General features: G+C 65.7%; 15 protein-coding genes and 1 riboswitch. Of the genes, 5 read left to right on the plus strand and 10 right to left on the minus strand.

Annotated features, from left to right (window positions below; translation table 11 throughout):
- Positions 1–922: 922 nt before the first annotated feature.
- A complete protein-coding gene (locus C2L80_RS13890) occupies positions 923–1,225 on the minus strand; it encodes a hypothetical protein (protein WP_157941043.1) in 303 nt (100 codons plus the stop codon).
- Here C2L80_RS13890 and C2L80_RS08400 point away from each other — a divergent pair.
- The 4 genes from C2L80_RS08400 to C2L80_RS14355 all read left to right on the plus strand — a co-directional run bounded on the left by C2L80_RS08400 (position 1,211) and on the right by C2L80_RS14355 (position 6,074).
- Entirely contained in the window at positions 1,211–3,493 is a 2,283-nt protein-coding gene (locus C2L80_RS08400) for a TIGR04190 family B12-binding domain/radical SAM domain protein (protein WP_157941044.1), read from the plus strand. The genes C2L80_RS13890 and C2L80_RS08400 overlap by 15 nt on opposite strands.
- A 967-nt stretch (positions 3,494–4,460) precedes the next feature.
- Positions 4,461–5,210 carry a class I SAM-dependent methyltransferase gene (locus C2L80_RS08405; protein WP_092197521.1) on the plus strand — a complete coding sequence of 250 codons (750 nt, stop codon included), beginning with the start codon at positions 4,461–4,463 and terminating at the stop codon, positions 5,208–5,210.
- A 283-nt stretch (positions 5,211–5,493) separates the two neighbouring features.
- Positions 5,494–5,781, plus strand: coding sequence for a GMP synthase (locus C2L80_RS08410; protein ID WP_224758787.1), 288 nt, complete (start codon positions 5,494–5,496; stop codon positions 5,779–5,781).
- Positions 5,769–6,074, plus strand: coding sequence for a DNA-directed RNA polymerase subunit beta (locus C2L80_RS14355; protein ID WP_224758788.1), 306 nt, complete (start codon positions 5,769–5,771; stop codon positions 6,072–6,074). The genes C2L80_RS08410 and C2L80_RS14355 overlap by 13 nt, the downstream gene beginning before the upstream one ends.
- A 47-nt stretch (positions 6,075–6,121) precedes the next feature.
- On the opposite strand, the gene C2L80_RS08420 is transcribed toward C2L80_RS14355, so the two are convergent.
- From C2L80_RS08420 to kdpA, 7 genes are all read right to left on the minus strand, one after another.
- A complete protein-coding gene (locus C2L80_RS08420; protein ID WP_092197519.1) occupies positions 6,122–6,490 on the minus strand; it encodes a hypothetical protein in 369 nt (122 codons plus the stop codon).
- On the minus strand, positions 6,487–7,029 hold the full coding sequence (locus C2L80_RS08425; protein WP_103263007.1) for a helix-turn-helix transcriptional regulator: 543 nt from the start codon (positions 7,027–7,029) through the stop codon (positions 6,487–6,489). Before C2L80_RS08425 ends, C2L80_RS08420 begins: the two co-directional genes overlap by 4 nt.
- A gap of 653 nt (positions 7,030–7,682) precedes the next feature.
- On the minus strand, positions 7,683–8,390 hold the full coding sequence (locus tag C2L80_RS08430; protein WP_103263008.1) for a response regulator: 708 nt from the start codon (positions 8,388–8,390) through the stop codon (positions 7,683–7,685).
- Positions 8,383–11,196 (minus strand): sensor histidine kinase, encoded by a 2,814-nt coding sequence (locus tag C2L80_RS08435; protein ID WP_087198173.1) that lies wholly within the window; start codon positions 11,194–11,196, stop codon positions 8,383–8,385. The genes C2L80_RS08430 and C2L80_RS08435 overlap by 8 nt, the downstream gene beginning before the upstream one ends.
- A 225-nt stretch (positions 11,197–11,421) precedes the next feature.
- A complete protein-coding gene (gene kdpC / locus C2L80_RS08440; protein WP_092197047.1) occupies positions 11,422–12,030 on the minus strand; it encodes a potassium-transporting ATPase subunit KdpC in 609 nt (202 codons plus the stop codon).
- A 67-nt stretch (positions 12,031–12,097) separates the two neighbouring features.
- On the minus strand, positions 12,098–14,191 hold the full coding sequence (gene kdpB / locus C2L80_RS08445; RefSeq protein ID WP_193602631.1) for a potassium-transporting ATPase subunit KdpB: 2,094 nt from the start codon (positions 14,189–14,191) through the stop codon (positions 12,098–12,100).
- 34 nt (positions 14,192–14,225) lie between these two features.
- The gene (gene kdpA, locus C2L80_RS08450; protein WP_087198180.1) at positions 14,226–16,001 is read right to left on the minus strand and encodes a potassium-transporting ATPase subunit KdpA; all 1,776 of its coding nucleotides are present in this window, start codon (positions 15,999–16,001) and stop codon (positions 14,226–14,228) included.
- Between the two features lie 1,291 nt (positions 16,002–17,292).
- Positions 17,293–17,456: riboswitch (Lysine riboswitch) on the plus strand.
- 91 nt (positions 17,457–17,547) lie between these two features.
- On the opposite strand from kdpA, the gene C2L80_RS08460 reads away from it, so the two are divergent.
- Positions 17,548–19,119, plus strand: coding sequence for a Na+/H+ antiporter NhaC family protein (locus tag C2L80_RS08460; protein WP_103263011.1), 1,572 nt, complete (start codon positions 17,548–17,550; stop codon positions 19,117–19,119).
- Positions 19,120–19,291: 172 nt separating this feature from the next.
- On the opposite strand, the gene tsaD is transcribed toward C2L80_RS08460, so the two are convergent.
- Both tsaD and tsaE read right to left on the minus strand, forming a co-directional pair.
- Entirely contained in the window at positions 19,292–22,303 is a 3,012-nt protein-coding gene (tsaD, locus tag C2L80_RS14360) for a tRNA (adenosine(37)-N6)-threonylcarbamoyltransferase complex transferase subunit TsaD (RefSeq protein ID WP_239938844.1), read from the minus strand.
- Entirely contained in the window at positions 22,300–22,815 is a 516-nt protein-coding gene (tsaE, locus tag C2L80_RS08480) for a tRNA (adenosine(37)-N6)-threonylcarbamoyltransferase complex ATPase subunit type 1 TsaE (protein WP_191382536.1), read from the minus strand. Before tsaE ends, tsaD begins: the two co-directional genes overlap by 4 nt.
- Positions 22,816–23,475 lie beyond the last annotated feature (660 nt).

Below are 23,475 nucleotides of genomic sequence, written 5' to 3' on the forward strand. Positions count from 1 at the left end.
CCTCCGAACAGCACGGGCAAAGCATCCCGCCCCCAAGCATCCTGGACGAAACGCCCTCGAATTCGGAATTCGGAAGCGCCCCATGCCGCCGCACATGACGGCCTCATCTGCGAGCAGAGGGTTTCCCGTCCACAACGATTCGGCATCCGCGCGCCTTTTCCGCAGCAGTCCCCCTGCCCCCCCTGAACAGCGGTCTCGGCAAAACGCCCCGCCAACGCACCATGCACGGCAATCGCCCATCGCCGTTGAACCGGAGCCGACGACGAAACGGCCCGATTTTGGCCACGAAACCGCGTTCTGGCACGAAAAAGAGGCGTTCGGGAGCCCTTGCGGAGGGCGTCCCCGGCAAAAGGCCAGGTCGCGATTTTCGGACGCGCGCCTGAAGGGGCCGATCCGTGCCAGAACTCGGTTTGGTGGCCAAAATCGGGCCGTTTTCGCGCACGCGTCGCACCACCGCCCATGGGAGAACGGTCGGGAAGGCGCGCCCGTGGATCATGCGGCGCAAACCGCCCCTCCCCGCAGACTGCCCGCGAGAAGAAGACCGGAGCGGATGGGCAACAGGCTTCTGCGCGCCGACACGCACGCCGCGCGGCATCGGACGCGCCGACCGACCTGTCCCAAACGCGGCCGTCATCGACCATCTGCCCGCGTAAAGCCCGGAGTTCGAAGCCCAGGTCGCGGTACCCCGGACCGCTTCGGCCCCAGTCCGGCAGCGGACAGTCTTCCCATCGTGCAATACTCGGCAGATCGTTACCGGCAGGGCGAAAGCCTCGCGCAAGCCATTCGGCTCTTCGCAACGTCTTCCAGGCCGCTGGGAACCGGACGCGCAAGGCCGATGCGGCTTCGAGGCCAAAGGGACCGCTCCCCCTTCGTTTTCAGCAGCAATCCGGCACATTTTGCATCGAACATGGAGGATCCGCAGTCAAACCGCCGTTGACAGAGACATCGCCTTTTCGCTGCAAGGGTTCTCGTTTGACGAACGGTTTTGATGGCCCAAGACGCGAAGCGAAAGAAAGCCGGAGAGAAAAGATCGGATAGCACCATTCCGCACAAGCGCAACGGAATCCCAAGTGCCATCAAAAGCGGCAAAACCGTTCGCCAAACGAAAATCCTTGCAGAAATCGACGAAACTCCCCAAACCGGAATCGCCGCGAAGCGGCGGCGGCAAAACGGTCGTGGTATACTCGCCGCTATCATGCAAACGCTCGATATGACCTACATCCACGCGCCCGCCACCTACGACTTCCGCGAGCGTTCCATCATGTACGGCCCGGTGTCGGACATGGTGCCGTCCACGCCCATCTTCGAGATGTACCCCCTGGGCCTCACCACGCTCTGCGAGTACTTGGAGCGCCACGGGTTGCGCGCGCGCATCTACAACCTGGCGTCGATGATGCTGCACAAGAAGAACTTCGACGTGGAGAAGAACCTCGCACGGCTGAGCTCGCACATGTTCGGCATCGATTTGCACTGGATGCCGCACTGCCACGGCTCCGTGGAGGTGGCGAAGGTGCTCAAGCGGCTGCACCCGCACGTGCCCATCTCGTTCGGCGGGCTGTCCTCGTCGATCTTCCACGAGGATCTGATCAAGTACGACTGCATAGACTACGTGTTTCGCGGCGATTCCACCGAAGAGCCCATGCGCATGCTGGTGGAGCGCGTGGCGCGGGCGGCCAAGACGCACACGCCGGTGGGCGATCTGTCGGACATCCCCAATCTCACCTGGAAAGACGCCGAGGGAACCATCCACATTAACCCGCTGTCGTGGGTGCCCGACGACATGAACGCCATCTCACTCGACTACGACTATCCCATGAAGGGCGTGCTGCGTCACCACGACATGACGAGCTACCTGCCCATGAAAGGTTGGCTTTCCTACCCCGTGACGGCCAGCCTCACCTGCCGCGGCTGCGCGCGCAACTGCGCCACCTGCGGCGGCAGCGCCTACGCGTTCAAGAACCACTTCGGACGCCGCCGCGTGGCATGGCGCGACCCCGACCTGCTCATCCGCGACATCGAGCACGTGCAGGAGCACATTTGGGGGCCCATCTTCGTGCTGAACGACTTTCTGCAAGCCGGCGAGGAGTACACGCACCGCTTCATCACGGGCCTCAAGAACAAGGTGCAGAACCCCATCGGGTTCGAGTTCTTCGGGCCGCCGCCGGGTGGCGACGAGTTCTACCAATTGCTCGACGACAATCTGGGCAACTGGTCGGTGGAGATATCGGCCGAAAGCCACAACGACGAGGTGCGCAAGGCGTTCGGCAAGGGCCACTACACCATGGCCGAGCTGGAGGAAACCATCGTCGACGCACTGTCGCACGAGAATTGCGAGCGGTTCGATTTGTACTTCATGACGGGCATCCCCAAGCAGACCGCGGCCAGCGTGCGCGAGACAGGCGCCTACGTGCAGCATTTGTACGAGCGCGTGAACTACGACCCGCGCCTCGTGGTGCTGACCAGCCCGATGGCGCCGTTTCTGGACGTGGGATCCATTGCGTTCGACAACCCCGAAGCCTACGGCTACCGTCTGCGCGCCCGCACGTTCGAGGAGCATCGCGAGCGCATGATCCTACCCTCGTGGAAGCACATCATGAACTACGAGAGCACCTACATGAGCGCCGACGAGATGGTGGACGCCACCTACGACGCGGCGCTGGACATCAACCGCATCAAGGGCGAGCACGGCATCTTGGACGCGGGCATGGCCGCCGGCGTGGACGCGCGCATCCGCCAAGCGCGCGAGCAGATGAACCGTTTGGACGACGTGCTGCGCAACGGCACCGGGCGCATCGACGCGCGGCTGGCGGCGCTCAAGGAGGAGTTCGAGCGGCTTTCCGAGAGCACCGTGGCCGAGAAGTCGGAGTTGAACTGGGCGTTCGATGTGAAGCCCACGCATGCGAAGCACCTGGCGAAGCTCTGGCTTTCAAACGAGCCCGCGAACGCGCTGGCGAAGCTGACTGGAAAGTGGCGGCCCGCGGCGAGCGCCTTTCCCTATCCCGACCAGGAAAGCGGCACGCTCTCGCCCGCCTGGAACGCCGACGGCACGCCGAACTGCACGTTCAAGGGCATGGCGACCGACGGCATGGGCGACGGACGAGCGCTTGCCGACGAGGGCGGCGCGCAAGTGGCGGCATTCGGCAGCGTGGTGGCACCCGGATTCTCGGAGGCGAACACGAACGCGGCCTTCTCGGCCGAGAACGCCCAGCTGGAGGCCGGACGCGCCGGCACCGCCGTGGGCGTGGGCGAGGCGGCGGCCATCCGCGCGGAGGCGGCACGCACCGCGGAGCGCGATCCGCTGCTGGAGCAGATGATGGCCGAGGAGCGCGAGCGCGCAGAGCTGGCCGCGCGCGAAGGCGCGGGGAGTGCCGCCGGAGCGAGCGCGAAGGCGGCGGCGCGCGACGCACGGGGCTTCAAGGGAGCCGGCGGACGCGGAGGCGCACGCGATGCCCGCAAGCTGGAGAAGCTGCGCGACCGCAAGCCGCGAGGATGACGGCACCGAAGGCGGCCGCGGCGAGCCGGCACGGTCGCCAAGCTCGCCGGTATTCTGGAACGGCATAATGCACCGTTCCCATCTCATTTCGTCCTGAACTGGCACAACGTCCCGATCCGACGCGGCACGGCGTCCAGTTTGCGCGATCCCGGCGAGACGCCCCAGTGCAGCGCCGCGTCCACCCCGCCCCGTCTCGATTTCGTACAGCATCCCGCCAGGTCGCGCTGCCCCACCTCCTGTTCCAGCTCGATACGGCATCTCGGTCCGGCGCAGTCCGGCACATCGCGGCATCCCGGCTCGACCCGAAGCGACGCTCCATTCCAACGCAGCACGGCGTCCCAACCCGACGCAGCGCGCGAACGCCCTTGCGTCTCTGCTAAATCAGGATTGACACGAACCCGTGCCCTGCTAGTTCCGAGCCGGACCCCTCCGGTCGGGCACCCCGAAAGGCCCCCGCCTGACGGATCGGGGGCTTCCGAGGCGTCTGGGCGGTCCGCGCGCGGCGGGGCCGATCCGGCCTATAGCAATCTTGGTTTGACAGGGACGCCCTTGCTTCGTGGCGGGTTTTGACGGAAAACCGCGTTTTCTCATGGCGCTGAACGGGTTCGAGCGGCCAAGACGCTTCGTGCTGTCGGCATTTCCGCTGGTCGCTATAGCAGGTTCCCTTTCCGCTTCACGAACTCCCCCGCAACGAACGCGGTTTTCCGTCAAAAACCGCCACCAACGCACGCTTCCCGGGCGCTGGCCGATCGCGCGCCGCACACCGTGCGCGCCCATCGCATCCGTCCAGCAACGCGCCCGAGACGCCCACGCCAAAACCAGCCAAGCGCAGAAGCACCTCTCCACGCCGCATGCCGCATCCAACCGACTGAGGAGAACCGATGGGATCGCATCCAACTCCCCAAAACGTCGCGCTATACTGGAAACTCGACAACCGACCGATCATCTTTACCTGATGGAGCGCCCTGTGAGCATCGACACCGCCACCGGCAAGGAAGCGCCCGCGGACCTCTCGTCCGAGCGCGTGAAGGGAATATTCTCGACCATCGCGAAGAAGTACGAGCGCTTCAACGCCGTATCGAGCTTCGGCGCGTACCGGGCATGGCTTGCGGGCATGATGCGCCAAGCGCCCATCGGTGAGGACGCGAACGTGCTCGACATCGCAGGGGGAACCGGCGATGTGACCTTCGCCACAGCGCGTGCGAAACGGCCCCGCCACATTCAGTGCACCGACCTTGTGCCCGAGATGCTCGACGTGGCGCGCGCCCACTACGCCGACGGCGCGGCGGGCGAGGTGCCGGTGGACTTTGAAGTGGTGGACGCGCAGGACATCCCCTACCCCGATGCGTCGTACGATGTCGTCACCATGGCTTACGGCATCCGCAACATGCCCGACCGTCCCCGCGCGCTGGCAGAGATGCGGCGCGTGCTGAAACCCGGTGGCGCGCTTGTGTGCCTCGAATTCTCCACGCCGCCGAACTACGCGTGGCGCGCGCTCTACCACTTCTACCTCAAGCACCTCATCCCGTTCTGGGGCGGCCTCATCACCGGCGACCGCGAGGGTTTCGTGTACCTGGCGCGCTCCATCAAGGCGTTTCCCGACCAGCAGGGCTTGGCGAACCTGATGGAGGAGGCCGGCTTCACGAACGTGACCTGGAAGAACTACACCGGCGGCATAGCTGCCGTGCACGTGGCGAGAAAGCCGGAGGAGCGGTAACATACGGCGCTCGATACGAGACGGGCATTCCCCGAATGGAAGTTTGCCGAGCGGCCTTGATCGCATGTGCAAGGTTGCGAGTTGAGATTTCCTCTTTACATACATATGTTCGTATGATAGTATAGGCGTATTCAAACGAGCCAGTGCAAGCGCTGCGCATCTCGCGCAGTCCGAAGAGGCGAAGGTGTTCCCCTTCAGCCTGACGCAACGCTTGCAAGATCCTCGAAGCCAGGGAACGAACGGGTGCGCCCGCAATGGGGTGCGCCCAAAGGTGGGAGGATGTATGGCACACGTCACATACGAGCATGCCCGCGTCGTCGCCGTCGAAGGAGGTGAGAACATGGCAGAGTTCCAGCCGGATCCGTTCCTGACGTCCCTCGGCATGTCCATTGACGAGCAACGCGCCTACGACGCGTACTGCGACGCCGTCGTGGACGCCTCCGAAGCGGAGATCGCGCGCACGGGAGTCACGTACACCTGGGAGGAGATTCAGGCGCAAGCCCAGGAGGAGTGGGATCGCCTCAAGCGCGATTACCCTCGGGAGAATTGGGGGCGGCCATGTTCCCGATAGCGTACGCGCCAAGCTTTAACGAGGCCCATATCGACATCACGAGAAACCTGCACTTCCTCTACGACGATTACAACGCTTTAGGCGAGTTTGATAATGCGCTGCAATGCGCGCTTGCCACGGTGCGCTTGTTCCCCGAAGCGTACCCGCGAACGGGCAAGGCGCGGCGGCGTTTCACGTTCGAGTACCGATCAATCCTCTATACGGTGCTGTACACGTTTGACGGCGAACTGGTGATGCTGCACGACATCCACTTCTCACGTTCGGCACGTACCGCGCATTGGCTGGCCGAGTAGATCTCTGCCTTGCCGGCTCTTCCGAAAGAAGGGCCGGCAAGGCGGGATCACCTGACGATTTCTGCGACCGACTTGATGTCCTCGATGCGGAACAAGCGCTGCACGGCGCCTTTGGCGCCGAACGGGGCAGAACACTCGATGAGCACCCATTCATCGTCGGAGTCGATGACGACGCCGCGCCCCTCCATGCTCGCCGAACCAGCATCGGAAAAGATGCTCGCCGGCAGCCAAAACGTGAACAGGCACGGACAGAGGCGCAGGCCGCGCAGTTGGGAGGCGACGAGTGCGGCGTTCTCCTTCCTTTCTCGCTCCCATTGCTCGGCGAAAACCTCCTCGGAAGGCTTGCTTTTCCTGGGCAGCCTGCTGAGCACGAAGCCAAGCTGCACGATGATGACGATCAGCAGCAACTCGCTCATGACGCCTCCTCCTCCGAAGCCGAAGGCTCCTCCTCGTCGTCATCGTCATCGTCGGGCGGCCAAGCAAGCACGCTGTCGATCAGGTCGATGTCGATGAGCCGCACCGCCGTTTCCTTTTTCGACCGGAGCAAGCCAGCGCCCAGATCGTGTTCGACGCGCAGCCAGCCGTCGCCGACGCTCAACACGCGCACTTTGTCGGGCATCGAAGCGGACTTTATGATCCCCATGACATCATCGCAGGGGGTCCGATAGCAGATACGGCAGCGCTCTCCTTCAAGGTGGCGCAGCACATGCGCATCGCGCCGCCTTGAGCCTTCGGGCGGCGCATCGGCCACTATCACCTCCACCTCGTCAGCTGCCAGATCATCGAGGCTCACGCCGTACAGGCGGGCAAGGCCGACCGCTTTGTCGAGCGACGGCGCGCCCTGATCGCATTCCCAATGGGAGACGGTCTGCCGCGTCACGCCCAATTCGGACGCCACCTCTTGTTGGCTCATCCCCTGCTTCTTCCGCAACTTCATAAGCTTTTCGCCAAGCATGCGCCGCCCTTTCGCAATTGTTCCATCGAGCACTATTCTCGCCGATTGGAAGCTTGCGTTGAAGCAAATATCCCCGGCATTTCGTCAAATTCGCTTGGCGCGACGGCGCGACGGCGCAAGCGAAACGGCACGCACGCAATCCGGCGCGCCAAAGCGAGCGTCAGGTGCGCCCAGGCATGACCTCGCCATCGCCTTGCCGCGCGAAACCGCGCCAGAAGCGGGAATCACCCGAGACGGACAGCCACGAAAGAGCCGAAAGGCATGCGACGATCTCACATGGAAGAAAACACCCCCCACCCTGTCGAAAACGCAGACTCGGCCTCGCCCGCCTTGAGAGCAGACCGGATCGGCGCGCACCACGCCGCCCTGCCCAAAATGCGGTCGCCATGCACCCCTCCGCGAGCGCGCTTCCCCATCGCCGGACGCGCATCGTCACCGCACCGCCGCATCAGCCGCGCCGACCGCGCATCGCGTCGGCCACCGCGGGCCATCGCGCCAACCGCACTCGCCCCCCCAGCGCGCACCAGCCGCGCCGCCGCCCCTCCGTAAGCACGCTGCCCCATCGCCGGATGCCATCGCCGTCGCCCCGCCCCCAGCGCACATCGGCGCCGCACCAGCCGCGTCGGCCGCCGGCCATCGAGCCAGCGGCCGGCCTACTCCACCCTGAGCATGCGGTAGCCCACGCCGACGTGGGTTTGCAGGTAGACGGGGCTGGCGGGGTCGGGCTCGATCTTCTTGCACAGCGTGGCCATGAACACGCGCAGCGACGAGCGGTCGGAGGCGAGCGCGCTGCCCCACACTTCTTTCAGAAGGTAGTTGTGCGTGAGCACCTTGCCGGTGTTGCGCGCGAGCAGACACAGCAGCTTGTACTCCGACGGCGTGAGGTGCACTTCCTCGCCGTCGCGCGTCACGCAGGCGGCGGCGTAGTCGATGCGCAGCGCGCCGTTCTCGTAGACCGCCTCCTCGGGGCCTCCCGCAAGCGCGCGCTCGCGGTCGAGGCGACGCAGCGCCACGCGCACGCGCGCAAGCAACTCCTCTACGGAGAACGGCTTCACCAGATAATCGTCGGCACCGGCATCGAGGGCCGCCACTTTGTCGGCATCCTCGAGGCGCGCGGACAGCACGATCACCGGCAGCGACGACCACTCCCGCAGCGTGCGGATAACGCTCACGCCGTCGCCGTCAGGCAATCCCAAATCGAGGATGGCCAAGTCGGGCGCTTGCGACGACAGCTCCAACAGCGCTTGGGAAGCCGTCTTCGCCTCGTGCACCGCGTACCCATGCACGTTGAGCGTCGTTGTGACCAAACGACGCACAGCCGCGTCGTCCTCGACCACGAGTATCCGGTATCCGTCAGCCACGCGCTTCCTCCGTCCTCCCTTCATCCTGCCGACGCGCCTCGCTCATCAGCGCGTTCGCATCAACTGCCGGCAGCGTGAAGGAGAACACGCACCCATGCGGAGGCGCGTTGCGCACCTCGAGCGTACCGCCGTGCACCTCCACGATGGAACGGCACAGCGACAGCCCCAAACCCATGCCGCGTTTGAAGTCGCCGCTTTTCCCGCTCGGCTTGCCGGTGGAACCATTGTAGAACAGATCGAAGATGTGCTCGCGATCCTCCTCAGAAATGCCGGGACCCTCGTCGGCGACCGCGATGCGCACGCGCGAACCGCCGCCCCCCAAACGCTCTTCGCGCGCCGACACCGTGATGCGCCCCTCCACCGGCGTATAGGACACGGCGTTGTTCACCAGGTTGATGATCACCTGCACGATCAGGCGCGCGTCCATGACCGCCATCAGCAGGTCGTCTTCGATCAGCACGTCGACGCGACGCGCGCTCGCCCGTCGGTCGACATGAAGAAGCGCCTCGTGAACAACCTCGCTCACCAGTTCGGGCTGCTGGGCGATCTGCATGGTGCCGTTGTCGATGCGCGTGATGGACAGCAAGTTCTCCACCAGCGTCACCAGCCAACGCGCGTCGTCGTGGATGTCGCGGTACATGCCCTCCTTCTGCTCCTGCGTGAGCACGCCGTCGTCGTGCAAAAGGATGTCCGCATCACCCGAAATGCTGGTGAGCGGCGTGCGCAGATCATGCGAGATGGTGCGCAGCAAGTTCGAGCGCAGCGTTTCCTTCTCCACGCGCATCTCCATGCTGCGCCGCTCGTTGGCGAAGGCGATCTGCTCGGCGGTTTGCCCGCATTCGTCCAAGATCATGAGCAGCAGGTTCTTCTCGAACGCGCCGAAATCGTCGTCGTCTCCGTCGATGGCGATGCCCGCCACCCCGAACACGGCGTCCTTCGAGCGGATGGGAAGATACAGGCACCGGGCGTTCAAGAGTGTGTCGGTGGTCGCGCCCGCACGCTCGCTGTTCGAAGCCACCCACGCCGCCACGCCGGCCTCCTCGGGAGAAGTCAGCTTGTCCGACGAGGCGTCTCCCCCCGACGTGCCCGGAACATCGTGCACCTCGGGAGGGAGCAGGTGCCCCTCGTCATCGAGGCGATACATGACCACCGGACGGTTCAACAGCTTGATCACTTGCTCGGCGGTAGAACGGAAGCAGGTGGGAAGATCGTTGGCCGCCTGCAAGCGGCGGCTGGACTCAAGCAGCACTTCCATGCGGTACGCCCGACGCGCGGTGCTTTCGGCCTGACGCTTCATGCGCACGGCGAGCGTCGAGGCCACAAGCGTCCCCATCAGCAAAAACGCGAAGATGAACGGGTAGTTCAACCCGTAGGCGTTGAAGGTGAACCGCGGCACCGTGAAGAAGAAGTTGTACGCGAGCGTGCTGCCCAGCGCCACGACGATGGCGTAAAGGAACCCGTCGGCCTTCGTGGCGATGAGCAGCGCCACGATGAGGTACAGCATGAGCACGACCGAGTTCGACAGGCCGATGCTGTAGACGCCAAGACCCACCGCCGTGGCAAGCGCCACCGACCCGAGCGCCTTCCATACGTCCCCCGCCGTGGGATGGAATCCCGTGGCCTCGCGCAACCGACCGTATTGTGCAGGCAGGTCCTTGATGGGCACGGCGTCGACCACCGCGCCATGCGCGAGCTTCATGAGGCGGCTCACCAACCCCTCGCGCCCGATCGCAACCGTTCGCGGGCTCATGGCGTTGCCCACCACGATGTGCGTGATGCCAGCCGATTCTGCGTATTGGGCGATCTGCTGGGCGATGTCGTCGCCGAAAAGCGTGACCACATGCGCGCCCAGCTCTTCTGCCAAATCGACGTTCGAGCGCAACTGCCCGCGCTGCTCGTTGCTCAAACGCTTGGAACGCGAGGACTCCACCACGACCGCCGTGAGCGCCCCGTGGTACGACTCGGCCATGTTCGCCGCGGTGCGGATGGCCTTCACGATGCCGGAGTCGTGCGTCACGTACACGAGCACGTCCTCGCTCGCACGGGTGCGCTTGCCCGTCTCGGCATGCTCGGCCTTGCGCGTGAGACGGTCGGCCATGCGGCGCAGCGCGATCTCGCGCAAGGCCGCCAGGTTCTTCTGCGTGAAGAAGTTGCCGAGCGCCGTGCGGGCCCGGTCGGGCACGTAGATCTTGCCGGCCTCCAAGCGCTCGATGAGGTCGTCCGGCTCGATGTCCACCAGCTCCACGGACGCGGCCTCGTCGAACACCCGGTCGGGGATGCGCTCGGCCACGCTGACGTGCGTGATGGAGGCGATCTTGTCGTTCAAGCCTTCAAGATGCTGCACGTTCACGGTGGTGAACACGTTGATGCCCGCGCGCAAAAGCTCCTCGACGTCTTGATAGCGCTTCTTGTGACGGCTGCCCGGAGCGTTCGTGTGGGCGAACTCGTCCACGAGCACGATCTGCGGACGGCGTTTGAGCACCGCGTCAAGATCGAACTCGCGCAGCTTGATGCCGCGGTGCTTCACCTCGAGCGGCGGGATCTGCTCCAAGCCGTCGAGCAGGGCCATGGTGTCGGCGCGCGTGTGCGGCTCGATGTAGCCCGCCACCACGTCGAAGCCCTTGTCCCGCACGGCATGGGCCTCTTCCAGCATGGCGTAGGTTTTGCCGACGCCCGCCGCATAGCCGAAGAATATCTTGAGCTTCCCGCGCGTGTCGCCTTCAGCCGCCTCGGCCTCGACGATCTGCTTGAGGATCGCATCGGGATCGCGGCGCAGCTCGAAGTCGCCGTAACTCGTCTCGGTCATCGTTGCCTTCCCATCGTCAACAGGCCGAAGGGCGACGCTTCCCGCGTCGCCCCGTTCTGCCGCCTTCTATCATATCATGTCGTCGAAAGCGCGCGAGCGCCCGAAGGCGCCCACGCATGGTTTCGCTTGCGAACACACCTCTCATCGCGCTCGCAGTCAGCTTTTCTGCGCATGCGGCAAATCGTCTGCATGCGCCCTATCCGACGCAAAACGCAATGGCACGCGTTATTCGACCGGCAGGATGCCGTCCAGCATGAGGTTCACCTTGAGCACGTTCACGCGCGCGTCGCCCAAGATGCCGAACTGCGGCTGCTCGGTGCACTTCTCGATGATGGCGCGGATCTCGTCCTCGCTCTTGCCGGTGTTGTTCGCCAAGCGCTCCACCTGGTACTCGGCCGCTGCGGGCGAGATGTGCGGGTCGAAGCCGCTGCCGGAGTTCGTCACGAGGTCGCTCGGGATGGGCTCGTCGCCCTTCTCGGGATGCGCCGCATGGATCTCGTCGATGCGCTCCTGCACGCCAGCCGCGAAATCCTCGCCAGCCGGGCTCAGGTTCGAAGCGCCGTACCACAGCACGTCCTCGCCCTCGTCGTTGGTGAACGTGCCCGTGCTCGGGCTCATCACGCGGCCCCACATATGATCTTCGTCGGTGAACTGCTGGCCCACGAGCTCGCTGCCGTACTTCACACCGTCAACCTCGATGATGGAGCCGTTCGCCTGGTAGGGAAACACCAGCTGGGCGATGCCCGTGCACACGGCGGTGTAGATGACGCCGGTGATGACCGTCATCACGAGGAAGAACAGAAGCCCGCTTCCCCATGTCTTCGCCTGTTTCATGTCATGAATCCTTTCTTGCGCCCGCTGCCGCCGCGCGTTCGCGGCGACAGCGGGACCACGTTGTTCCCTATGCGATGCCCATCAGGGTGATCAGCATGTCGAGCAGCTTGATGGCGATGAACGGCAACACGATGCCGCCCAAGCCGTACACCAGCAGGTTGCGGGTGAGCAGGCTCTGCGAGGTGGCCTCGCGGTACTTCACGCCCTTGAGCGCCAGCGGGATGAGCGCCACGATGATGAGCGCGTTGTAGATGACCGCCGACATGATGGCCGTAAGCGGGCTCGTGAGGTGCATGATGTTGAGCGCCTCGAGCTCGGGATACAGCGGGACGAACAGCGCCGGGATGATGGCGAAGTACTTCGCCACGTCGTTGGCGATGGAGAACGTCGTCAGGCTGCCGCGCGTCATGAGCAGCTGCTTGCCGATGCGCACGATGTCGAGCAGCTTCGTGGGGCTGGAATCGAGGTCGACCATGTTGCCGGCCTCTTTCGCCGCCTGCGTGCCGCTGTTCATGGCCACGGCCACGTCGGCCTGAGCCAACGCCGGCGCGTCGTTCGTGCCGTCACCGGTCATGGCCACCATGTGGCCCTCGGCCTGGTACTGGCGAATGGCCGCAAGCTTCGTCTCGGGCGTGGCCTCGGCGATGAAGTCGTCCACGCCGGCCTCGGCGGCGATGGCGGCAGCCGTCATGGGGTTGTCGCCCGTGATCATGACCGTCTTGATGCCCATCGTGTGCAGGTCGGCGAAGTTCTCCTTGATGCCCTGCTTCACGATGTCCTTCAGATACACCACGCCCAGGATGCGGTGATCGCGCGTCACGAGCAGCGGGGTGCCGCCCGCGCGGGAGATGTCCTCCACCGCCTTGGCGCACTCGGAGCTGTACATGCCGCCATGGGCCTCCACGTAGTCCTTGACGGCATCGGCCGCGCCCTTGCGGATCTCGTGGCCGTCGAAGTCCACGCCGCTCATGCGCGTCTGCGCCGTGAACGGGATGGTCACCATGCCGGAGCCTTCCAGCACGCGGGCGCGAATGTCGAAGCGCTCCTTCGCCAGCACCACGATGCTGCGGCCCTCGGGCGTCTCGTCGGTGAGGCTGGCCAGCTGGGCAGCGTCGGCCACCTCGCGCTCGGTGGCGCCGTCCACCGGGATGAACTCGGACGCCTGGCGGTTGCCCAGCGTGATGGTGCCGGTCTTGTCGAGCAAAAGCACGTCCACGTCGCCCGCAGCCTCCACGGCGCGACCGCTCATGGCCAACACGTTCGCCTGGTTGAGGCGGCTCATGCCGGCGATGCCGATGGCCGAGAGCAAAGCGCCGATGGTGGTGGGCGCCAAGCACACGAACAGGGCCACGAGCGAGGTGATGGTGGTGGGGTTCGACATGTCGGCCTGACCCGCGCCGAACGCGCTGTAGGTGAACAGCGACACCGACACGATGAGGAACACGATGGTGAGCGCGATGAGCAGGATCTCAAGCGCGATCTCGTTCGGCGTCTTCTTGCGCGCAGCCGACTCCACCATGGCGATCATCTGGTCGAGGAAGCTATGGCCGGCATCGGCCGTCACGCGCACCACGATCCAGTCCGACAGCACCGTGGTGCCGCCGGTCACAGCCGAGCGGTCGCCGCCCGCCTCGCGAATGACCGGGGCGGACTCGCCCGTGATGGCGCTCTCGTCCACCGAGGCGGCGCCCATGACGATCTCGCCATCGGCGGGGATCTGCTCGTTCGCCGCAACGAAGAACAGATCCTTCTTCTTGAGGATGGCCGAGTTCACCTCTTCGGCCTGGATGCGGAAGAACTCAGCCGGGTCGTCGGCATGCGCGCCCTTGGCCACGAGGCCCTCGTTGAGCTTGTGGGCCATCACGTCGCGCTTGGCGGCGCGCAAGGCGTCGGCCTGCGCTTTGCCGCGGCCCTCGGCGATGGCTTCCGCGAAGTTCGCGAACAGCACCGTAAGCCACAGCACCACCGAAACGGCGATGATGAATCCGGGCTGCGCGTCGGCGATGCCGAACAGCGACAGCACGAACAGGGCGAGCGTCAGGATGGCCGAAATGTAGACCATGAGCATGACGGGGTTCTTGGCCTGCTCGCGAGGCTTCAGCTTCACGAACGCATCGAACACCGCGCGCTTGGCAAGCGAGCTCATTGCCATGTCTTTCATAGGAGTAGTCGTCATCTTTCTCTCACCTGCCTCCCTACAGCACCATCATCAGATGCTCGGCGACCGGACCCAGCGCAAGCGCGGGGAACATCGTGAGCGCACCGACAAGGAGCACCATCAGGATGAGCAGGAACACGAACTGGGTATTGCACGTGGACAGCGTTCCGGCGCTCACCGCCACCTTCGGACGCGTGCACAGGCTGCCCGCCAGGATGCACACCGCCACGATGGGAATGAAGCGGTTCGCCAGCATTTCAAGACCCAGCACCACGTTGATGAGCGGGGTGTTGGCGTTGAAGCCGGCGAAGGCCGAGCCGTTGTTGCCACCAGCCGACGTGGCCGCGTACAGCACCTCGGAGAAGCCGTGGGCGCCCGGGTTGTTCAGGCTGTCCACCGTGGCCGGATCGAGGCACATCACGGCGCTGCCCACAAGGATCAGAAGCGGCGTGGTGATGCACAGGATAACCGCCATGCGCATCTCCTTCGGGCCGATCTTCTTGCCCAGCCATTCGGGCGTGCGACCCACCATGAGGCCGGCGATGAACACCGTGAGGATCACGAAGCCCAGCATGCTGTACAGGCCGCAACCCACGCCGCCGAAGATCACCTCGCCGAGCGCCATCAGGATGATGGGGATCATGCCGCCCAAAGGCGTGTAGCTGTCGTGCATGGAGTTCACTGCGCCGTTCGAGGCAGACGTGGTGAACGTCGCCCACAGCGCCGAGTCGGTCACGCCGAAGCGCGTCTCCTTGCCTTCCATGTTGCCGCCGGACTGGCCGTCGGTGCCCATGTACACCTGGCCGTCAGCCGCCAGCTGAGGCGTGCCCATCTGCTCGCATACGCCCACGATGACGAGGGACACCAGGAACACGACGAACATAGCCGCGAACACGGCGCGCCCTTGACGGCGATCCATGACGTAGCGGCCGAAGCAGAACACGCACGCCACCGGGATGAGCAGCAGCGACAGGCATTCCACGAGGTTGGTGAGCGGCGTGGGGTTCTCGAGCGCGCTGGCCGAGTTCACGCCGTTGTAGCCGCCGCCGTTCGTGCCGAGCTGCTTGATGGCAACCTGGCTGGCCTGCGGGCCCATCGGCACCGTGGCCTCGTCCACCGTCTCCACGGCGGCAGGATCGTCGGCATCCACGATGTTGCCTTCTTCGTCAACGCCCACCGGCTCGAGCAGTTGCACCGACTCGTAGTCGTTGAGGTTCTGCGGAGAGCCCTGCCACACGTCGATCATCGTCACCACGAGCGACAGCGGGATGAGGATGAACAGCACGGCGCGGGTCACATCCACGAAGAAGTTGCCCAGCCCCAGATGACCCTCGCTCACCAAACCGCGGAACAGCGCGAACAGCACTGCGATGCCCACAGCCGGCGTCACGAAGTTCTGCACGGTCAGGCCGATGGCTTGCGAGAAGTAGCTCAGCGAGCTCTCGCCGCTATAGGACTGCCAGTTCGTGTTGGTGACGAAGCTGGAAGCCGTGTTGAACGCCAGATGCCAGCTCTGGCCCGGAAGCCCTTCCGGGTTGAAAGGCAGAAAGCCCTGCAGCATGAGGATGGCGGTCAGACCCACCAGCGAGAAGATGGAGAACACCAGCGTGTTCGCCAGGTACTTCTTCCAGCCCATGTCCTCGTTCTTATCGACGCGGATGCACTTGTACACCACGTTCTCGACAGGAACCAACACGCGAGAGAGCGGCGTCTTCTCGCCCGCCATCACCTTGTTGATGTACGCGGACAGCGGGATGGCCAGCGCCACGAGCAGCGCCACGTACACGCCGTATTCAAGCAGTTCGTCCATCATCGCTCGTCACCCCCCTTGAGCAGCACGTAGAACAGATAGAACGTGACGATCACGCTCAATCCGCCGACGAAGCCGGTTACGAATTCCATCGGTTTCCTTTCCTTTGACTCAGTCCTCCACGGGCTCCGTGCAAGCGCTCCCCAAGGGGAATGCCCAACGCTTGCACGGAGCCTTGAGCGCGGCGGCCCAACCTGTCCAGGCTGGCTGCTCGGCCCCTGTGCGCTCGCGCGAACGCACAGAGACGCCACCGCAGACGTATAGGATAGAAAGAAGGGCGCAAGCGAGGCGTTAAGGAAACGTTCCCTGCATTAAGAAGGGATTAAGAGAGGCCAAGGGCTGGGAGCGGGGGCAGAGGCTCGCGCCCGCGCTCGCGCCCGCCCCTGCCCCCGTCCCCGGCATCTCCGTCCCTCCCTGCGCAAAGCGGTCGACCGCAGGATGCTCCACCCCGCGCCACCGGGGCCCGGCCTCCATGGCTCGGTTGCCGGCCCTTCGAACCCGTCGGCGGCGCTCGGCGCGGGCACCTCTGTCAAACCAGGGTTGACACGAACCCATGTTCTTCCAGCTCCGAGCCGGACCCCTCCGGTCGGGGCCCCACAAGGCCCCGCCTGACGGATCGGGGGCTTCCGAGGCGCCTGGGCGTTCCGCGCGCGGCGGGCCGACCCGGCCTCTGTCAATCCTGGCTTGACAGAGACAGTCGGAGTTTCTGGCGGGTTTTGACGGAAAACTGCCTTTTACGCTGAGAGATTCGGCCTCCTTCGCACTTCCCGCGGCTCCGATCAGGAGTATCCCCTGGTCGGCTCATTCCCTCTTCGCTGACTTTCCCTCATGGGCCCCGAGCGAAGGCGGTTTCCCGTCAAAACCCGCCAGAAACCACCCCTTTCGCTGGCTGGGCAGCGGCTGGTCGGACCGTCCAACCGCCCGGGCTGGCTGGGCGGGGTTGGCCGGATCGGCCGGCTGCCTGGGCTGGCCGGACTGATCGGCCGTCTGAGCTGGGCGGGGTTGGTCGGACCGATTGGCCGCCTGGGCTGGCCGGTCGGTTCGATCACCTGGACTGGCCGGGGGGCGCTCCCCCTCCTCCGTCGGGCCAGCGGCGGCACGCTCCGGCCCCGTCCGACGCAGGGGGGGGGCTCGGAAACGCGACGGACGCGGCTGCCCCATTCGCCCGCATGTCCCGTCGGACACCCATCCATCCGAGTCCGTCCGAGCCCATCCGAGCCGAACACGTCCCGCTTTGAACCGGCCACGCAGCCCTTCCCTTCCTCGCCGAACATCGCCCTTATAATGGCGTCGTCAACATGACAGAGGCGCGGCCTTCATCAGTACCTTCGGAAAGCGACGGAAAGCGCGAAGCGAAAGGGAATGCCGCCGAAGGGCCTTGCGGGTTTCCGACCGCTCGACCCTGGGGTGCAGGAGAACATCCTGCGCACTGTCGCAGAGCGGAGTGCTGTCATGGTTTCGCGCGAATCTCCTTTCCTGCCGAGCCATGCCCGCGGCACAACGCCGAGGACGAACCGTATTCGCAGCACAACAGGGAGAGGAAGGGAAGATGGAGTTCGCCAACACCTTCTGGGCGCTCGTGCCGGCCATCGTCGCCATCGTTCTTGCGCTCATCACGAAAGAAGCCTACAGCTCGCTGTTCGTCGGCATCGTGGTGGGTGCGCTCTTGCTCACCGGGTTCGACCCCATCGGCACCGTGGACGCCATCATCAGCGGCACGTTCATCCCCGCGGGAGGCACCGAAGACGATGCCCTGGCCACTGGGCTTATACCCTCCATCGCCGACAGCGCGGGCATTTTCGCGTTCCTCGTGATCTTGGGCATTTTGGTGGCGCTCATCAATGCGACGGGGGCGTCGGCGGCGTTCGGCACGTGGGCAGCGAAGAACGTGAGAAGCCGCATCGGCGCGGAAATAGCCACGTTCGTGCTGGGCGTGCTCATCTTCGTGGACGACTACTTCAACTGCCTGACCGTCGGATCGGTCATGCGCCCCGTCACCGACACGCAGCGGGTGTCGCGCGCGAAGCTGTCGTACCTCATCGACGCCACAGCAGCGCCGATATGCATGATCGCGCCCGTGTCTTCGTGGGCGGCAGCGGTGTCCGGCGTCGCCGCCGACCTGGACGTCGACGGCATCCAGCTGTTCATCAGCGCCATCCCGTTCAACTTCTACTCGCTGCTCACGCTCGTGTTCGTCGTGGCCATCGTCGTCATGGGCTTCGACTACGGCCCCATGGCGAAAAGCGAGCTCGCGGCGCTGCGCGAGGGCAAGCTCGGGTCGCTCGGCAGCGACAAGCCGGTTGAGAACACGCGCGCGCACCTTCTGGACATGGTCATCCCCATCCTCGTGCTCATCGTTCTGTGCATCGTGGGAATGCTCTACGTCGGCGGGTTCTGGGATCCCGAAGCGGAAGGCTACCTGAACGCCGTCATCGCCTTCAGCGGCACCGACGCGTTCACGGCGCTGCCGTGGGGATCCATCATCGCGCTCGTCTTCGCGTTCGTGTACCTGATCGCGCGCCGCGTGGTGAAGTTCAAAGACGCCATGGACTGCATCATCTCGGGCTTCAACTCCATGGTGCCGGCCATCCTCATCCTCACGTTCGCGCTCACGCTGAAGAGCATGACCAGCGCGCTGGGTGCCGCTGAGTTCGTGTCGGGCTGCATGGAGGGGGCCGCCGCGGGCCTGTTCAGCATGCTTCCCGCCATCATCTTCCTCGTGGCATGGGGGCTGGCGTTCGCCACGGGAACCAGCTGGGGAACGTTCGGCATCCTCATCCCCATCGTGCTTCCCATCTTCGCGGGCGAGCCCGAGCTTCTGACCATCGGCATCTCCGCGTGCTTGGCGGGCGCCGTGGCGGGCGACCACTGCTCGCCCATCTCCGACACCACCATCATGGCGTCGGCCGGCGCGAACGTGAACCACATCGAGCACGTGAACACCCAGCTGCCCTACGTCATCACCGTGGGAGCCATCTCGTTTGTGTGCTTCGCCATCGCGGGCTTCACGCGCAGCGCGCCTATCTGCCTGGCCATCGGCGTGGTGCTGGTGATCGCGACGCTGTTCGTGCTGCGCAAGACCATCGGCACGAACACCCGCAACGCAGACGCTGCGAAGTAACTCCGGGGAAGCGGAGCGCCGGCACCGGGGGTGCCGGCGCTTCGTTTTGCGCCTTGTTCGTCTCCCGCCCGACAAGCGAGGCTCGCCCGAATCTGATCGTCCGGCTGACTACGGGCGTGCGTTGCCGCCCGCATAACAGGGAACTTGAAAAGCGGAGTTTGCTACGGTTCGTCTAATACGGCTCGTCGAGGTCGGTATGCGCCTGGGCGTCGGCGTCGAGGTCGAAGAAGCGCCCTTGGCGATAGCGGTCGAGCGCCACGAGCGCGATCATGCCGGCGTTGTCGCCGCACGCGCTCAGGGGAGGCAGCACGAGGCGCACGCCCATGCGGTCGCACAGCGCGTGGTACGCGTCGCGCAGCACGGGGTTCGCCGCCACGCCGCCGCCCAGGCAGAACGTGGGCGCGCCCGTCTGGCGCAGCGCCGTTTCGGCCTTCTTCACCTGCACGTCCACGACGGCTTGCTGGAAGCTCGCGCAGATGTCGGGCACGTTGAGCACGCGGCCGGCGGCCCGTTCGTTGTTGATGTAGGTGACCACCGCCGTCTTGAGGCCCGACAGCGAGAAGCGCAGATCGCCCGAATGCATCATCGCGCGCGGGAACGCGATGGCGTCCGGATTTCCGCGCGCCGCCTCGCGCGATATGACGGGGCCGCCGGGATATCCCAGGCCGAGCGCCTTCGCCACCTTGTCGAACGCCTCGCCCACCGCGTCGTCGATGGTGGAACCGAGCGTGACGTAATCGCCCCAGCCGCGCACATGCACGAGCATCGTGTTGCCGCCCGACACGAGCGACACCACCGCCGGCGGCGCGAAGTCCGGCGCGCCGATCTTGTTCGCGTACAGATGGCCCTCGAGGTGGTTCACGCCGATGAACGGCACGTCCTGCGCCCAGGCAGCCCCTTTCGCGAACGCCACGCCCACCACGAGCGCGCCCACGAGGCCCGGTGCGTAAGTGACGGCCACGGCGTCGAGGTCGCCCCAGCTCAAGCGGGGCATGCCCAGGCGGGCAGCCGCCGCGTCCAGGCATTCGTCGCACACGCCGCAGATGGCCTCGATGTGCTTGCGGCTGGCGATCTCCGGCACCACGCCGCCGAAGCGCGCATGGAAGTCGATCTGCGAGGCCACGACGTCGGCCACAAGAACGCCCTCGCCGTCCACGATGGCCGCAGCCGTCTCGTCGCAGGACGATTCGATGGCGAGGATGAGCGGACGGGGCGCATCGAGAGGCGAAACCTCGCCGGACAAACGCGCTTCGAGCGTTCCCTGGCGCAGTTTTTCTCCCGAAGTGGCGCAGGTCGCGTCTTGTGCATAGATTTCGCCCGTTGATTCGGCAGTGGAGAAATCGCGATCTGGGGTTTCGCCTTGCGAAGACAGCGAACGAGGCTCGGAATCCATGCACAAAGTGCGATCTGTGCCACTTCGCGCCGATTCGCATGGCGAAGCCGCCCCTGCGACCCCCGACTGCCCCTGCTCGCGGGAGGCTGCGTCCACCACGAGCGCCATGCCGGCCACGTCGCGCGCGGCAAGCGGCAGCGGGCCTTCGAGGATGAGCGCGTCCTCGCCGTCGGAATAGTAGCGCGGCCGCGCGCCGAGCGAGCGGAATCCGAGCGCCCCGTAGAACGCCCGCGCGCCCTCGTTGCTCGCACGCACTTCGAGCGAGCACACGGCGGCACCCAGATCACGCGCGTCGGTAGCCACGCGCGCCAACAGCTCGCGCGCGATGCCGCGCCGCCGCCACGCGGGATGCACGCCCACCTTGAGGATCTGCACGCCGCCGTCGACCACCCAGCCGCCCGCGTAGCCCACAAGTTGGAGTTCGCAGCCGTCCTCCGCGCCGTCGGCGACGGCTGCGGGAACGTCGCCCCGCCTGTCCGTAGCGCTTACGGGGCCGCCAGCTTTGTCGTCCGCAACGCTCACGGGACTTTCCGCAACGCTCGAAGTCCTCGAAGGCGCAAACGCGCCGCACGCCTCGGCACGCATCGAGCAGTCTCGTGGGCCGCTCGACCCCTTGCCATGCGTCCGAGCGAACGCACCCTGCTCGGCAAAGCCGAGGCGGGGAGCCCCGCCATCGCCGCAAGGCCGAACGCTGCGGGAAGCTGCGGCATCAACCGACTCCGACTTCGGCTCCGGCAGCGAGCAAGCCGCCGGAGCCCCATAGGCCGCCCACCATATGCGGTCGGCACGCGGCAACTCGTCGAGAACAAGCGCCTCACTCCATGCGTCCGACCCCATGACCTGCGCCTCGAGCGCGGCCACGGCGCAAGCATGCGCGGCATCGAGCGGCTTGTACGTAATGCCCTCGGCGTCGGGCCGCGCATTCATCACGGCGACATCGCGGGCACTCGGGCGCTGGTCGCGCCGCACCTCGACATCCTGCACGCCCGTCACCAGGTTCTTCGGATCGTTTTTCGCCAAGCGGATGCGCTCGTTCTCCTCGGCGTCGGACAGGCGAGTGTACACCGGCAGTGCGAACGCCGGATCGTGCCGTCGTGCGTCGAAAGGATCGGCCTTTCCCGTCTGCCACGCCGCTTCGAGCGCCAGCAAAAGCCCGCGGCCAGTCGGCGTCCACAGCGCTTCGTCCAACTCCTCGCCGCATGGGGCGAACAGCGCGCCGTACTTGCGCAGCGCATCGCCCGTCACCAGCTGTCCTGCGGCACCTGCGCGCAACTCGTCGGCTGCAGCTTCAGCCTTCACCACACGGTCGGCCTCAAGGCGCTCCGCGCCGCGCTCGTCCAGCACGTAGCGAACCGGATACACCTCCTTGCGCATGGCGTCGGCCACCACGGCGAGCCGCCCGCGCACACCCGCAACCTGGGCGTTCCACGCCACCGCGTCGAGCGACGACACGCCCACCAAGCCCACGCCCAGCGCCGAGGCGATGCCCTTCGCCGTGGCCATGGCGATGCGCACGCCCGTGAACGACCCCGGCCCGCGCCCCACGCACACGCATGCGATGTCCGCGCGCGTCACGCCCAGATCGGACAGAACGGCATCGATGCGCGGCACCAGCTGGGTGTTCGACGCCCGGCGCGCTTCGACTTCCACCGATGCCGCAACCTCGATCGAACGCGTTTCGGCACGCAGCACGCCCACGCCGAGGGCGATCACCTCGTTGGCGGTGTCGAACGCAAGCACGTGCCGAGCCTGCCCGGACGCGTCTTCGCGACGCGAATCCTCCCCGATCACGCAAACCCTCCCGCGCATTTGACGAGACGGGACTTGGAATCCTTCGCCCACACGGTGAGCAGGCAGCGCGCCCGGTCGCCAAAAGCGTGAGCGCGCACGACGCGGTTGCCCTCGGCGTCCACCGTGATGCGCACCTCTAGGTAACCGTACGGCAGCGCGTCGGGGAACCGCTCCCCCCACTCCACGAACGACGCGCCGTCGGCGTCGAGTGTGTCGTAGAACCCGATGTCCTCGAGCTCGTCGGCATCGTCGAGCCGATACAGGTCGAAGTGGTGCAGCGGCAGCGACCCTTCGAGATAGCTCAGCAGGATGTTGAAAGTGGGGCTGGTCACCGGGCCACGCACGCCGAGAGCCGCCGCGACGCCCTGCACGAACTGCGTCTTTCCCGCGCCCAAGTCGCCGGACAGCACGATGACGTCGCCTGCGCGCAGATAGGGGGCAAGCGTGCCCGCAAGCTGCTTCGTCGCTTCGGGAGAGGTGGTCTTGCGCACATATGTCAATCCGTTAGCCATGGCCCGTATGATACGCCATGCGAGCGGGCGCGGGACGCTCTTCCCGAATATCCCCGCATTACCCGCACGTCGCACGAGGCGCGTGAGGCAGCGCGAGGCACGCGCGAGGAGAACGTCGCGGGCCTGCCCCGCTGTGCTGCGCGAGCCCGCCGACCGCGCCGGCTCCTCGCATCCCCAATCTCGATGCCAACCAGACAACACGCCGCCGTCACGCGCCCCCGATCTTGATGCGGACCAGCTAGCGCGCCGTCGTCGCGCACTCCTGGCCCTTGCACGAGCGTGCCGACCGCATTGCCACCTCGCATTCCCGACTTTTGCGCGAATTCGCCGATCGCACCGTCGCCTCGCATCCTCAGCCCCTGTGCGAATCCGTCAACTGCGCCGGATCGAAACCTCGAGGCCGACGCCGCCCCAAAGCCCCGCGATCGGCGTCAGCCTGAAACTCCTCGACTGGCACCGGATCGAAACTCCGAGGTCGACGCCGTTTTGGACTTTTCATCGCCCCGCTGCCCTCGCCGCAACCCGCACGGCGTGAGGCCCCGAAGGACATGGCTATTGAGGACGGTCGCCGGCCTAGCCTCGGTCTCGGCCTCAACCTCCGCCAACCTCGGCCCGCCCCCTCACCCGGCCAGCCCTCACCAGCCTCGGCCCCTACCCCAG

It is taken from the genome of Rubneribacter badeniensis (assembly GCF_002899695.1).
GTDB classification, from domain to species: Bacteria; Actinomycetota; Coriobacteriia; order Coriobacteriales; family Eggerthellaceae; genus Rubneribacter; species Rubneribacter badeniensis.

What these genes read in the sequence shown, in the direction of transcription:
- C2L80_RS08400 (WP_157941044.1), top strand. Translation starts at nt 1,211, where the DNA reads ATGACCTACATCCACGCGCCCGCCACCTACGACTTCCGCGAGCGTTCC.
- C2L80_RS08410 (WP_224758787.1), top strand. Translation starts at nt 5,494, where the DNA reads ATGGCACACGTCACATACGAGCATGCCCGCGTCGTCGCCGTCGAAGGA.
- C2L80_RS14355 (WP_224758788.1), top strand. Translation starts at nt 5,769, where the DNA reads ATGTTCCCGATAGCGTACGCGCCAAGCTTTAACGAGGCCCATATCGAC.
- C2L80_RS08420 (WP_092197519.1), bottom strand. Translation starts at nt 6,490, where the DNA reads ATGAGCGAGTTGCTGCTGATCGTCATCATCGTGCAGCTTGGCTTCGTG.
- C2L80_RS08425 (WP_103263007.1), bottom strand. Translation starts at nt 7,029, where the DNA reads ATGCTTGGCGAAAAGCTTATGAAGTTGCGGAAGAAGCAGGGGATGAGC.
- C2L80_RS08435 (WP_087198173.1), bottom strand. Translation starts at nt 11,196, where the DNA reads ATGACCGAGACGAGTTACGGCGACTTCGAGCTGCGCCGCGATCCCGAT.
- kdpC (WP_092197047.1), bottom strand. Translation starts at nt 12,030, where the DNA reads ATGAAACAGGCGAAGACATGGGGAAGCGGGCTTCTGTTCTTCCTCGTG.
- kdpB (WP_193602631.1), bottom strand. Translation starts at nt 14,191, where the DNA reads ATGAAAGACATGGCAATGAGCTCGCTTGCCAAGCGCGCGGTGTTCGAT.
- kdpA (WP_087198180.1), bottom strand. Translation starts at nt 16,001, where the DNA reads ATGATGGACGAACTGCTTGAATACGGCGTGTACGTGGCGCTGCTCGTG.
- C2L80_RS08460 (WP_103263011.1), top strand. Translation starts at nt 17,548, where the DNA reads ATGGAGTTCGCCAACACCTTCTGGGCGCTCGTGCCGGCCATCGTCGCC.
- tsaE (WP_191382536.1), bottom strand. Translation starts at nt 22,815, where the DNA reads ATGGCTAACGGATTGACATATGTGCGCAAGACCACCTCTCCCGAAGCG.